At 70.1% G+C, this 12973-nt stretch carries 8 protein-coding genes; 5 read left to right on the top strand and 3 right to left on the bottom strand.

The features are described from left to right. Positions 1 to 8: 8 nt before the first annotated feature. The 5 genes from ACFVAV_RS19530 to ACFVAV_RS19510 all read left to right on the top strand — a co-directional run bounded on the left by ACFVAV_RS19530 (position 9) and on the right by ACFVAV_RS19510 (position 2231). Positions 9 to 470 carry a hypothetical protein gene (locus tag ACFVAV_RS19530; protein WP_379036368.1) on the top strand — a complete coding sequence of 154 codons (462 nt, stop codon included), beginning with the start codon at positions 9 to 11 and terminating at the stop codon, positions 468 to 470. Beyond that, positions 467 to 1282, top strand: a complete 816-nt coding sequence (locus ACFVAV_RS19525) for an ESX secretion-associated protein EspG (protein ID WP_379036367.1) — start codon at positions 467 to 469, stop codon at positions 1280 to 1282. The genes ACFVAV_RS19530 and ACFVAV_RS19525 overlap by 4 nt, the downstream gene beginning before the upstream one ends. Continuing rightward, a complete protein-coding gene (locus ACFVAV_RS19520) occupies positions 1282 to 1515 on the top strand; it encodes a hypothetical protein (RefSeq protein WP_379036366.1) in 234 nt (77 codons plus the stop codon). Before ACFVAV_RS19525 ends, ACFVAV_RS19520 begins: the two co-directional genes overlap by 1 nt. Positions 1516 to 1578: 63 nt before the next feature. Beyond that, positions 1579 to 1842: a hypothetical protein gene (locus ACFVAV_RS19515; RefSeq protein WP_379036365.1), complete on the top strand. Its 264-nt coding sequence runs from the start codon at positions 1579 to 1581 to the stop codon at positions 1840 to 1842. Next, the gene (locus ACFVAV_RS19510) at positions 1839 to 2231 is read left to right on the top strand and encodes a type II toxin-antitoxin system VapC family toxin (protein WP_379036364.1); all 393 of its coding nucleotides are present in this window, start codon (positions 1839 to 1841) and stop codon (positions 2229 to 2231) included. The genes ACFVAV_RS19515 and ACFVAV_RS19510 overlap by 4 nt, the downstream gene beginning before the upstream one ends. Before the next feature lie 170 nt (positions 2232 to 2401). Here ACFVAV_RS19510 and ACFVAV_RS19505 read toward each other — a convergent pair whose 3' ends face one another. The 3 genes from ACFVAV_RS19505 to ACFVAV_RS19495 all read right to left on the bottom strand — a co-directional run bounded on the left by ACFVAV_RS19505 (position 2402) and on the right by ACFVAV_RS19495 (position 12969). Continuing rightward, positions 2402 to 2734 (bottom strand): VOC family protein, encoded by a 333-nt coding sequence (locus ACFVAV_RS19505; RefSeq protein ID WP_379036363.1) that lies wholly within the window; start codon positions 2732 to 2734, stop codon positions 2402 to 2404. Positions 2735 to 2861: 127 nt separating this feature from the next. Then, positions 2862 to 7697 (bottom strand): condensation domain-containing protein, encoded by a 4836-nt coding sequence (locus ACFVAV_RS19500; RefSeq protein ID WP_379036362.1) that lies wholly within the window; start codon positions 7695 to 7697, stop codon positions 2862 to 2864. Between the two features lie 160 nt (positions 7698 to 7857). Next, positions 7858 to 12969: an amino acid adenylation domain-containing protein gene (locus ACFVAV_RS19495; RefSeq protein ID WP_379036361.1), complete on the bottom strand. Its 5112-nt coding sequence runs from the start codon at positions 12967 to 12969 to the stop codon at positions 7858 to 7860. Positions 12970 to 12973: the final 4 nt, after the last annotated feature.

Below are 12973 nucleotides of genomic sequence, written 5' to 3'. Positions count from 1 at the left end.
CGCCCTCGATGACGATGGCCTTGAACGTGGACGACAGTTCCGACGACGACTCGACCGAACTGAGCAGCACCGACCCGACGGCGACCAACCCGGCCGCCACGACACCGACCGGGACCGGCCAGCCGACGGGTGACCAGCCCGCCGGAACCGGTGGTGGCTCCCCTGGTTCCGGCTCGCCCGGCGGCGGTATCGCCGGGGGCCCGACCGCGCCCGGTGCGGGTCGTAGCGTGCCGGGTTCACCGGTCGGCGCGAACCCGGCCGGGTCGGGCGCCCGCGCGGCGGCGGGCGGTGCCGCGGGTGGGCGTGGCATGAGCGGGATGCCCGGCATGATGGGCGGTGGACGGGGCGGCAACGGCAAAGACGACGAGAACGAGCACACCACTCCCGATTACCTCATCCAGGATCGGGAGAGCGAGCTCATCGGGCAGCTGCCACCGACACTTCCGCCGGGCGGGGTGATCGGCGGGTGAACTGGAACCAAGCACTGTCGGACGGCGAAACCGCGCAGCGCAGGCAAGTGCCTGTCGGCCGCTGGGTGCTCGACCCGCACGCGTTCGCCATCGGGCTCGAAGCGCATGGCCGGGACCGGCTGCCCTACCCGCTGACCTTTCAGCCCGAGTTCGCGGAAACCATCGAGATCCATAATGAGCGGCGCGAGGCCGCCGGACGCAGACTGCGGCAGATCTACGACCAGGGTCTGCACAAGGTGTTCGGGGCGCTGCTCGAACCTCAGGTTCGCGTCGAGATCGAGGGCCTGCACGGGCCCGGTCACACCGAGGTCGTGCGCGTGTTCGCCGGAATCATCGAAGACCACGCGGCATTGGCGGTTCAGGCTCCTGGCCCCACCCGCGAACAAGGCGGCGACGTCACCTCGAGCATTGTGCCGCTGGCCGACCTCGCCGCCGAGATCGTCGCGAAACTCCCGCACGCAGCGGGCGGAACCACGCCGCGCTTCCAAGGACGCCGCAGCGATCTCGACGCCGCCACATACGCCCGGCACCCCACCCGCCTGTCCCCCGTCGAACAGACGCAGCGATTCTTCCGCCGGCCACGCATCGGGACCGGTGAGATCACCGTCTACCCCGGATACCAGCTCGACGCCCGTCCCACCGATAACGGCAAGGCATTCCTCTGGCTGGACTATCCCGACGACGGGCGGTACCTGCTCCAGCATCACGACGCCGACAATTTCACCGTCATCCCCGGCCCACCCGCCGAACTGACGCATCGGCTCGCCAAGCACATCGCGATGTTCACCGACCGGCCGGCCCGAACGATTTGATGGCCATCTACCTGGTCTTCCGGCTGCGTTCGGAGACCGAGGACGAAGTCGTCTACGAGTACGCCGGTGTGGATCATCAGTTCGATCAGGTGGTCCTGATCAGGACCGCTGATTACGCGGTCAGCGTGCCGGACGGTGCGGTGGGCGGACTCGCCGCGCGGGTCGCCGGAAAGGCGATCCATGCCCACCGGACCTCCGGGGCGTGGATCCGGTTCGGTTCGCAGCAGTCATAGGCCAGCTCGGTTCGAGCTGAACGATGACCCGCACCGATAACAATTAGTTTGTTAATATAGGTCATGGCATCATCCCCGCTCCCCGGCGAAGGTCCTGTACGCCCCGTCTCGGTCTCGCTCCACGAGGGCACCATCGCGGCGCTGAAAGCTCGCACCGGTAAGCGCGGCATGTCCGCATACGTCGAAGCCCTTATCCAACGCCAGCTCGAACGCGATCGTCTTCGCGAGCTCATCGAGGACGCCGAGGCCGAACACGGGCCGGTCGACCGTGCGGCGGTCGACGCCAAGCGCGCATTGCTGCGTGACGATGCAATCGGCGCAGCGTGAGCGGCAGCCTGGTTCTCGATTGTGAAGGACTGTCCCAGCTCATTCAGCGCACGTCGGCGCTGACCGAATGGCTGGCGGCTGCCGAGGCGGAAGACAGTCGCGTAGTCGCGAGCACGATCACCCTTGTCGAAGCCCGCAACCCGAAGACCCCACAAGCCCGGTTCGACTATGCGGTCTCGCGGGTGAATCTCCTCCCACCGACTGAGGCGATCGCCCGCCACGCGAGCAAACTACTTGCTGCGCATGGGCTACACGGACATAAGTACGCGCTCGATGCAGTCGTGGCAGCAACCGCATTGTCAGCCTCCGGCCCTGTCGTGCTGCTGACCTCCGACCCCGAGGATCTGCGTGCACTCTGCGGGCCCGGAGTTCGCGTCGTAAAGATCTGAACGGCCCTGGCCGAACATCTCCTCAGCAGCAGCTTCAACGTCGGTATCCGTGAGCGGCTCGTGGCAGGACTCGAAATCCGCAACGATCTCCGCGAGACGATCCATCTCGAGGTGATGCCGCACCGCTTCGGCGACATAGACCGACAGACAACGCTTGCCCACGCTGTCGCCTACGCGCCTCGTAGACCGACTGGGTTTCCGTTGGGGTCTGTCAATACGCAGACCCGGACGCCCGGGGCCACTTCGCGTGGCGCGGACTGTTCGGCGGCACCTGCAGCGATCAAAGCCGCGCGGACGGCGTCCACGTCGTCGACGTCGTTGAATGCGACAGGGCCGACGGAGAGATCACCCTGGGGGCTGAGGCCGACCTCGAAGCCGTCGACCGAGTAGCCGACGTAATACGGCTGGTCGGTATGCGGTTCGCCGTAGAGCGCGGTATAGACCGACTTGGCGGACTCCAGATCGGACACGGGGATAACGATGGCGCCGATGGTGGGACTCATCTGGGCTTCCTTCCGGTGACAGCGGGACTGCGTCGGGCGGAGATCGTGATGTTCCTCCAGCCCAGGGTAGCCATCGGGAACGACGAACGCAGGCAGCCTGGGCTACCTGCGTTCGTCGGTGAAGTGTTCAGTTGTCGAGGGCGGCGGCGAGGGCGGCGATGGCCTCGGCCCAGAGTTCGGCGAAGCGTGCTGCCTCGGCTTCGGTGAACAGGGCGGTGCTCCAGCGGAAGTTGGTGGTCAGGGCGGGGCCGGCGGGGGTGGTGCCGATGCCCGCGATGACGTCTACCGCGTAGCGGAGGGGGAGGTCGGGTTCGGGGTCGAGTGGGAGGGCTTCGTCGTGGGCGCCGACCAGGAGGGACCAGGGGTCGCCTTCGGTGCCGGCGAGGTCGATGCGGCCCAGATAGTTGAACTCGACCTGCGGTTCGGCGGCGGTGCGGAGTTCGGGGACGCGGTCGACGTAGCGGAGGAGGCCGTAGTCGAGGCCCTGGTTGGGGATCTCGCGCAGGTGGGTCGCGACACCGGCGAGGAGCGAGCGGGCCGCGGTCGGATCCGCTTGGGCGCGAGCGACATCGACCGCGTGGTCGCCGACGCCGAGGCGGACGGGGAACACGCTGGTGAACCAGCCGAGGGTGTTGGCGGTGTCGGTGCCGAGTTCGGCGTCGGCGCGGCCGTGGCCTTCCAACGCGATCAATGCGCCTGCGGCGGGGTCGTTTCCGTTGCCGGCGTGGATCGAGGCCATGGTCATGGTGAGGGCGGTGAGCAGGAATTCGCGGACGCCCTCGTCCTTGCCGACGCGGTTGAGGAGACGTTCGGTCACCGCGACCGGGGTGGCGACCGAGCTGACGCGCAGGGTGGACCAGGTGTCGGTGGCCGGGGCGGGCACTCGGGCGCCGAGTGCCGCGTCGGGGGCGCTGACCTGGGCCGCCCAATAGTCGCGCTGGGCGAGGACTTCCGGTTCGCTCGCGCGCTGCCACATGGCTTCCGACCACTGCCGGTAGGAGGTGAACTCGGGCAGCATCTTCGGGGCCACACCCGACTGGACCTGCTGCCAGGCGGCAGCCAAGCCGTCGATCATGATGTGCCAGGAGACCACGTCTACAGCGAGGTGATGGATCGACAGCAGCAGCACATCGCCGTCACCTGTGACCACTTCCGCGTCGGCACCAGCGACGCCAGGCACTGAGGCAGAACCCGCGGGGGCAGGACCGGCGCCCCCACCGGCGAACCACACCGCCCGAACCATCTCGCCCGCAGGCGGATCGATGGCGTCGTTCGCGATGCGCGCGAATTCGGTAATGGCCGAATCGAGTTCGGCACCGGCGAGCCCGCGCGGCGCCTCGATCACGACATCGGCCGCGTTCACCACACCGGGCGCCCGGGTGACCATGCGCGGCCCGTCGGGCGTGTCGGTGAGGACGGCGCGCAAGGTGTCGTGCGCGTCGAGCAGGGCCTGGAGCGTGGCTGCCAGTCCGGCACGGTCGATTCCGGCGGGCAGGCGTAGCAGCGCGCTCTGGGTGAAGCGGCGGTAGTTGCCGTACTCGTACATCCAGGAGACGACCGGCAGCGGCGGCACCACACCGTAGGCGTCGGCGCCGGACTGGGCGGCGACAGCGGGACCGTCGTCGGCCGCGGCGGCGAGTTCGCGAATGGTGGGGCAGGCCAGCACCATTCGCGGGTTGAGCGCGATGCCGCGGCGGCGGGCCTTGTTGACCAGGGAGATCGCGACGATGCTGTCGACGCCGAGTTCGTAGAAGTCGGCGTCGACGCCGGGGGCGCGACCGTCGAACAGTTCGGCGAAGACCTCGCTCAGCGCGATCTCGGTGGGGGTCTCGGCGGCGGCATTGCCGTCGGCGGCCGAGAGGGTTTCCGCGGCGAGCTCGTGCAGGGCGTGGCCGTCGAGCTTGCCGTTGACGTTCACCGGGAGCTGTTCGAGGACGACGATCCGCGCGGGAATCATGTACGCGGGCAGGCGCTGTGCCAGGTCGGCGCGCACCCGGCTGACGACCACCGCGCGACCCGCCTTGCCGACGACGAAGCCGACCAGCGACGCACCACCGGCGCGGCGCACCACGGTCACCGCGGCGGTGTCGATATCGGCGGAACGGCGCAGCGCGGTCTCGATCTCGCCGACCTCGATGCGGTAGCCACGCACCTTGACCTGCGCGTCGGCGCGGCCCAGGTAGCCGAAGCGGCCGCCGGGCAGCCTGCGCACGAGGTCGCCGGTGCGGTACATGCGCTGTCCGGGGCGGTGTGGGTCGGCGCAGAAACGGTCGGCGGTGATGGCGGGCTTGCCGAGGTAACCGCGGGCCAGCTGCCCGCCGGACAGGTAGAGCTCGCCGACGATGCCGGGCGGCACCGGGCGCAGGCGCGAGTCGAGGACGTACCCGGCCATACCGCCGTTGGCGGTGCCGATGGTCGGGATCTCCGAGGTGGCGACCGGTGCGACCACGGCTTCGACGGTGGTCTCGGTGGGGCCGTAGCAGTTGTACACCGCCGTGCCGGGCAGGGCGCGCAGTCGCGCCCACAGGGCGGTGTCGATGGCCTCGCCGCCGAGGGCGAGCACGGGCAGGTCGCGTTCGAGCAGGCCGGCCGCCGCCAGCTGCGCCAGCATGGACGGGGTGGTGTCGATCATGTCGATGCCGAATTCGGCCATGCCGGAGACGATGCGGTGCGCGTCGCGCATCTCGTCGGCGTCGAACAGGTGCAGCGCCTGGCCGGCGAAGAAACCGACCATGGGCTGCCAGGATGCGTCGAATCCGAGGGACCAGGCATGCGCGATCCGCAGCGGGCGGCCGAGTTTCGCCATCGCGGGGCGGTAGAAGCGTTCGAGGTGGTCGGCGAAGTATCCGGCCAGTGCGGCATTGGTGCCGACGACGCCCTTGGGTTCGCCGGTCGAGCCGGAGGTGAAGATGATGTAGGCGCTGTGCTCGAGCTCGCGGCGGACCGCGGGAACCTGTGCGGGGCGGGCAGCGATCCGATCGACCACAACCGGGTCGTCGATAACCAGTGCCTGTACGGATCGCTGGTCGGGCAACGCCGAGCCGTCACCAGCGTTGCTCGAGGGCACAACCGCGTCGCCGAGCCGATCACCGGCGGCGGCCGCCACCTCGGCGGCCGACCCGGTGCTGTCCGGCACTACGGCGGCCGATCCCACACTGTCCGCCGGGTCGACGACCGAACCCGCGCTGTCCTCGGATCCTGGCGCATTCGCCGCGCCGAGCCGATCACCGGCACCCGCCGAACCGGCGGTGACACCGCCAAGCAGAGCGTGGTCCTTCTCGAGGACGACGGCGAGAGCCGGGTTCGACTGGCGCAGAATCGATTCGATGCGGCCAGCCGGGAGCGTGATATCGACCGGAACATAGGCGGCACCAGCGGCGAAGGTCGCCAGGATGGCGACGATCGACGCGGTGCCGCGCGGGAGCATCAGGGCGACAACAGTTTCCGGGCCGACGCCGAGCGCGGCGAACTCCCCCGCCATCCGGCAGGCCTGGTCGTGCAGCTCGCGGTAGGAGAACACCTCGCCCGAGGTGGTGGTGAGCGCGACCGCGTCCGGGGTCGCGGCGGTCTGCTGCTCGAACAGTTCCCAGGGGGTAGCCGTCGGTTCGGGCGCGATATCGGTTGCCGCCGAGCGCAGTTCGGCATGTTCGTCGGCGGTGAGCAGGTCGATCGCGTCGAGCATGGCCTCGGCGTCGAGCTGCGGCAGGGTGCGCAGCACCGTGACCAGGCGAGCGCCGAGGTCGGCGGGGTCGAGGTGGCCGAGCAGGGCCGGGATCGCCTCGACGAGGACGAGCAGGTCGCCCTCGCTCAGGTGCGAGACGACGGTGAGCGGATAGTGCGCGAGGCTTTCCATCTCGATCGGCCGGAACTGCGCGCCGTCGGGGGCGGTGACCGTCTGGATGGCGTCGTCGATGGGGGCGTTCTCGAAGACGAACAGGGTGTCGAACAGAGCGCCGTGACCGGCCGCGCGCTGCAGGGTCGACAGGCTGAGGTAGCCGATGTCGCGCATCGCGGACGAATCACGCTGCAGGCGTGCGCATTGCGCGACGACCGGCTCGGCGGGGTCGAGCCGGTGCACGACCGGCACGGTGTTGATGAACAGGCCGACCATGCCCTCCACGCCCGCGAGCTTCTCGGGGCGGCCGGAGATGGTGGTGCCGTAGACGACGTCGCGCCGGTCGGTGATCCGGCCGAGCAGCAGCGTCCAGGCGAACTGGACGGCGGTATTGAGCGTCATGCCGTTGGCGCGCGCCCACTGCTGCAACCGCTCGGTCTCGGTGGTGGACAGGCGGAGCCGGGTGGTCTGCGGCACGGCGGAACCGCGATCGCCGGTGCCGTCGGCGAGCACCAGCGGCGCGCTGACCTGCTGTAGGTAGTCGGCCCAGCGGCGGGCGGCGGCGTCGTGGTCCTGGGCGCCGAGCCAGCCGATGTAGTCGCGGTAGGGGCGCGGGGCGGGCAGGCCGTCGAGGCTGCCGCCCGCGCGGTAGACGGCGAGTAGTTCGGTGAAGAACACCGCGACCGCCCAGCCGTCCATCAGGATGTGATGCGCGGTGAGGATCATCCGCTTGCGCGGTGCGGGCGCGTCGGTGACGTTCAGCAGCAGCACCCGCAGCGCGGGGCCGCGGCTGAGCACGAACGGCACCCGGCGCTCGGACTCGGCGATCGCGTCGAATTCCGTTGTCCGCGCGTCCCGCTCGGTCCAGGGCAGTTCGGCGCGGGACGGGATGATCTGCACCGGCTTGGGCACGTCGGTGTCCCAGAACGCGGCGCGCAGGTTCGGATGCCGGTCGAGCATGGCCTGGGCGCTGCGGCGGAGCAGGTCGGCGTCCAGCGGTCCGTCGATGTCGACCACGAATTGCATCGTGTACAGGTCGATCTCGGTCCCGGCCAGCCGCGAGAGGGAGAACAGACCCTCCTGCAGCGGGCTCAGCGCGAGTACGTCTTCGATCTGCGGCGCACTCATGCTGCGTCCTCTCCTGGCTGATTGATCGTGCTGTGCGGAAGCCACAGCCGCCGGTCGGCCGCGCATCGGGCGCGGCTGGTGCCGAAATCCGCGCACCGCTCCACGCTCGATGCCGTGTTGTCGAATGGCATCGAGCGTTGGTGCGTGCGCGCCGAACTGCTCATCCCTGGGCGGACCAGGCGGCCGTCAGCGCGGACAAAGCGTCGGCTTCCAGACCCGAGGCGCTCATCGGCGCATGCGAGACCTGTTCGGGCTCTTCGGCTTGCGCCTGCTCCGAGGATCCGGCGGCGTCCACCGCGGCGGCGAGTTCGGTGATCGTGGCGCACTCGAACACCAGCTGCGGGGTCAGCGCCAGGCCGAGTTCCACGGCGCGGGCGGACCACTGGATGGAGATGACGCTGTCGCCGCCGAGACCGAAGAAGTTGTCCTCACCGGTGACCTCGTCGATCTCGAGGAGTTCCTCGATCAGCGTGATCAGAGTGCGCTCGGTGTCGGAGCCCGCCACCGCACCGGTGGCGGCGGCGGTCACGGTGACCGGCGCCGGGGCTGCCAGGAGACGCTCGAGGTCCGCCGCGGGCAGCACCCGCAGCTCGGCGACCGGCAGGTCCGGCGTCTCGGCGAAGGCGCGCAGGGTGGCGGCCAGCGCGTCGGCGATGAGCGCCGCGGTGGCCGGATCGTAGAGGTCGGCGTTGACGACGACGCGCACGTCCATGCCGCCGTCGGCAGTCACGTTCAGGCTCAGGTTCAGGTCCAGGAACGAGACGTCGAAGTCGGCGGGCAGCACGGTGACCGTCGACGCGCCCGAGGACGCGAACGGCAGTGTGGTGGGTGCCCAGTCGGCGCCACGGAAGTGGATCATGCTCTGGAACAGGGGGTTCCGGGATCGCGAACGGCGCGGGTTGAGCGCCTCGACGAGACGTTCGACCGGCAGTTCCTGGTGCGCGTTGGCGTCGAGCACCACATTGCGGGCACCGATCACGGTGTCGCGCAGGGTCGGTGCGCCCGACAGGTCGTTGCGCAGGACCACCATATTGGCGAACAGGCCGATCAGGTTCGTGGTCGCCGGATCGGTCCTGGCCGCAACGGGCGTGCCGAGCGTGATGTCGGTGCCGCCGTCGAGGGTGTGCAGCAGCGTGGCGACCGCGGCCTGGCACACCATGAATTCGGTAGCGCCGCTGCGCATCGCGAGCGATTCCAGACCGGACCGCACGGTGGCGGGCAGTGAGAAGGTGACCACCTCGCCGCGCTTGCCGAGCACCGGCGGACGTGGACGGTCGTGGGCGACCGCGATCTCCTCGGGCACACCGGCCAGCGCCGAACGCCAGAATTCGATCTGGGTCTGCGCGAACTCGCTCGGCTCGGCCTGATCGAACAGCTCACGCTGCCACAGGGCGTAGTCGGCGAACTGGATCGGCAGCGGGCTCCAGCCCGGCGCGTCACCCTGCTCGCTGCGCGCCCGGTAGGCGACGGTGAGGTCGTCGAGCAGCACGCCGAAGGACGCGTGGTCGGCGACGATGTGGTGCACCAGCAGCGACAGCACATGGGTGTCCGCGTCGAGCACCAGCAGCTCGGCGCGGATCAGCGGCTCACCGTCGAGGGTGAAGGCGTAGTCGGCGATGGCCGCCAGTTCCGCGGCGAGCTCGCCGGGCGCGATCTCCCTGATGGGCAGCGGCACCGCGGTGGCGGGGTGCACCACCTGGTAGGGCACGCCGTCGTGTTCGGGGAACGTGGTGCGCAGGGACTCGTGCCTGGCGACGACGTCATCGAGGGCCGAACGCAGCGCCGCGATGTCGAGCGCGCCGTCGAAGCGCATGGCCAGCGGCAGATTGCCGACCGAGCCCGCGCCTTCCATACGGTACTGGAACCACATGGCCAGCTGCGAGTACGACAGCGGAATCCGCTCGCCGCGCACGCGTCCACCGATCGCCGGGCGGCTCGACCGTGCGGCCGTGGCTCCCTCGGCGATGCCTGCCGGAGCCGTCTCGCCGTCGGGAACCGAGTCGGCGCTCGCGTCCGCGGTCACGGCAGGTTCGTCGGCGACATCGGAGTCGACAGCATCGAGGTCGATATCGAATTCGGCCAGGAACCGGGCGACCAGGTTGGCGGCCAGGGCTGCCGGGGTCGGGCTGTCGAAGACCACGCGCACGTCGAGCTCGACACCGAACTCCGCGCGCACCTGGGCGACCAGGCGGGCGGCCAGCAGCGAGTGCCCGCCGAGTTCGAAGAACGAGTCCTCCGCACCGACCTCGTCGAGGTTGAACAGGGCGCCGAACAGGGCGCACACTTTGCGCTCGGTGGCCGTCGCCGGGGCGCGATGGGTGCGCACCACCGCGGGGGTCGCCGCGGGCAGCGCGCGCTTGTCGAGTTTGCCGTTGACGGTCAGCGGGATCTCGGGGATCACCGCGAACGCGCTGGGCACCATGAATTCCGGCAGCGCGCCGGACGCGAAGGCGTGCACCTGTTCGAGGTCGATGGAGCCCTCGGCGGGCACCACGTAGGCGGCCAGCATGGCGCCGATGGCGGAATCCTCGGTCACCACGACGACGCAGTGCGCGACGGCGGGATGCGCGGCGATCGCGGCCTCGACCTCGCCGAGTTCGATGCGAAAACCGCGCACCTTCACCTGCTCGTCGGCGCGGCCGACGAAGTCGAGTTCACCGAAGCTGTTGCGGCGCACCAGGTCACCGGAGCGGTAGAGGCGGGCGCCCGGGGTGAACGGGTCGGCGACGAACCGCTGCGCGCTCAGTGCGGGGCGGTCGAGGTAGCCGCGGGCGAGCTGGTCGCCACCGAGGTACAGCTCACCGACGACACCGTCGGGCACCAGCTGCAGCGCCTCGTCGAGGACGTAGGTGTAGACGTTGCGGTTGGGGTAACCGATCGGCACCACACCGGTGCCCTGAGGGCCTTCGACCGGCATGTGCGTCGAGCAGACCACGGCCTCGGTCGGGCCGTAGTAGTTGCCCAGTTCGGCCTCGAGTGTGTTGGCGAACCGGTCGGCCACCTCGCCGGGCAGCGCCTCGCCGCCGACGGGAACCTGACGCAGCGACCGCCATTCGCTCACCTCCGGCATCAGCAGGAAGGTGCTGAGCATCGACGGCACCATGTGCAGCACCGTCACCTGGCGGCGGGTGATGAGATCGGCGACGTAGCGAATGTCACGGAAGGCGTTGGGCTTGGGCACGATCAGCTGCGCGCCGACCGTGAGCGTGATGGCGATATCGACCAGCGAGGCGTCGAAACTCACCGACGAGGACTGCATCAGCCGGTCCTCGGCGGTCATGTTCCAGTCGGCGGTGAAGCAGACGATGTGTTCGGCGATCGCCGAGTGCGGCACCGGAACACCCTTGGGCTTGCCGGTGGAGCCGGAGGTGTAGATGACATAGGCGAGGTTCGCGGGCAGCAGCGGGCGCAGCCGGTCCGCATCCGTCGGCGCGGTCGCGGGCAGCCCGGCGGCCGTCGACTCCGCGTCCGCCAATTCGACTGCGCCGAGCAGTAATCGGGGGTTCGCGTCCTCGACGAGGTAGTCGATCCGGTCCTCGGGATAGGCCGGGTCGATCGGCAGGTACGCGCCGCCCGCCTTCAGCACCGCGAGCACGGCGACGATGAACTCCACCGAGGTGCCCAGGCGCAGGCCGACGATGTCCTCGGTGCCGATGCCCTGCCCGATCAGCCAGTGCGCCAACCGGTTCGCGCGCGCGTGCAGCGCGCCGTAGCTGAGCTCGATGTCGTCGGAGGCCAGCGCGATCGCGTCGGGGGTGGCGGCAGCGGCGGTCTCCAACAGGGCGACCAGGGTGGTCGCGGGCTGGTCGACGAGCACGCCGTGCGACCGCTCCAGCAGCGCGGCACGGTCGGCGGCGCCGAGCATGTCGAGGTCGCCGAGCCTGCGCTGCGGGTCACGCAGCGCGGCGTCGAGGAGCTGCCCGAAGTGCACGAGCAGCTGGTCGACGAGGGCTTCGGTGAGCACGTCGGTCTGGTATTCGGCTTCCACCACCGCGGTGCCGTCGTCCTCGAGCACGATGGCCAGGGCCAGCGGCACCTGCGCGCTCGCGGCGCCCAGGTCGAGCTGGGTGGAGCTGACCCCATCGATGGCGAAGCCGTCGGCGCTCTTGCGCACGCTGAAGCCGAGCCGGACCAGCTGGTCCATGCCGTCGCGACCGGCGACCCGGTCCGGGTTGGCTTCGCGGACAACACGATCGATGCCGACGCCGCGTCGCGCGAAGGCGCCGGCGCAGGTGTCGCGCACGGCGGCGACGAGGTGGGCGAAGTCGTCGCGCGCGCCGAGAGTGGCGCGCAGCAGCAGGGTGTTGCCGAAGTAGCCGATGAGCTGTTCGGTGCCCGCGGGGCGGTCGGTCACCGGGATGGAGACCAGGAAGTCCTCGGCGGCGGTGTAGCGGTGCACGAGGGCGTCGAAACCGGCCAGCAGCACCATGAACGGGGTTGCGGCTTGTTCGCGCGCGAACTGCTCGGTGCGGGTGACCAGGTCGGCCGGGAGGCGGTGGGTGCGGCGCTGGGCGGTGCGGCCGGGGTTGGCGGCGGCGGAGCCGGGCAGCTCGAGCGGCTCGGGCAGCGGGCGCAAGGCGTCCCGCCAGTAGGCGACGTCGTCTTCGGCCGGTTCTGCGGTCGGTGCGATCGCGGCGAACTGCACGGTGTCGGCCGGGGCAGGACCGGCACTTCGATAGGCGGCGTTCAGCTCGGCGAAGAACACGGCCCAGGAGTCGTCGTCCCAGCAGATGTGGTGGATGGCGAAGAGCACCACGTGCTCGTCGGCGCCGGTGCGGATCAGGGTGGCGCGCAACGGCAGTTCGGTGCCGAGGGCGAAGGGGCGGCCGAACTCGCGCCGGGCCAGCACCTCCACCCGCAGGTCACGACCGGATTCGGCGAGGTCGGTCAGGTCGTGGGTCTGCCACTCGGCGCGCGCGTCGTCGGTGAACACCTGGAACGGCTCGCCGTCGGCGTCCGCGCCGTAGGTGCTGCGCAGGATGTCGTGGCGGGCCACCACCGTGTCGAAGGCGGCGTGCAGCCGGTCGGCGTCGAGCGGGCCGGTGAGCCGGTAGGCGACGCAGATGGTGAGGGCGGTGTCGTCGGCATCGCGGGTCTGCAGGAACCACATGCGGCGCTGGCCCGGCGTGAGCGGACGCCGCTCCCCCGCCGCGATCCGCGGCACCGCGACGGGTTCTGGGGTGGCGGCGGCCATGCCGCTCGCGCGCAGCTTCTGCTGCAGCAGCAGCTTGCGGCGTTCCGCGACGGACAGGGTGGCTTCGGTGTCTGACATGTTC

Source organism: Nocardia sp. NPDC057663 (assembly GCF_042799895.1).
Lineage (GTDB): Bacteria > Actinomycetota > Actinomycetes > Mycobacteriales > Mycobacteriaceae > Nocardia.
Note: the sequence above shows the minus strand (reverse complement) of the source record. Positions and strands in the feature narration are given on the sequence as shown.

Bases quoted from the DNA above. Each gene is read 5' to 3' on its own strand.
- ACFVAV_RS19530 (WP_379036368.1), top strand. From the start codon at position 9: ATGACGATGGCCTTGAACGTGGACGACAGTTCCGACGACGACTCGACC.
- ACFVAV_RS19520 (WP_379036366.1), top strand. From the start codon at position 1,282: ATGGCCATCTACCTGGTCTTCCGGCTGCGTTCGGAGACCGAGGACGAA.
- ACFVAV_RS19515 (WP_379036365.1), top strand. From the start codon at position 1,579: ATGGCATCATCCCCGCTCCCCGGCGAAGGTCCTGTACGCCCCGTCTCG.
- ACFVAV_RS19505 (WP_379036363.1), bottom strand. From the start codon at position 2,734: ATGAGTCCCACCATCGGCGCCATCGTTATCCCCGTGTCCGATCTGGAG.
- ACFVAV_RS19500 (WP_379036362.1), bottom strand. From the start codon at position 7,697: ATGAGTGCGCCGCAGATCGAAGACGTACTCGCGCTGAGCCCGCTGCAG.
- ACFVAV_RS19495 (WP_379036361.1), bottom strand. From the start codon at position 12,969: ATGTCAGACACCGAAGCCACCCTGTCCGTCGCGGAACGCCGCAAGCTG.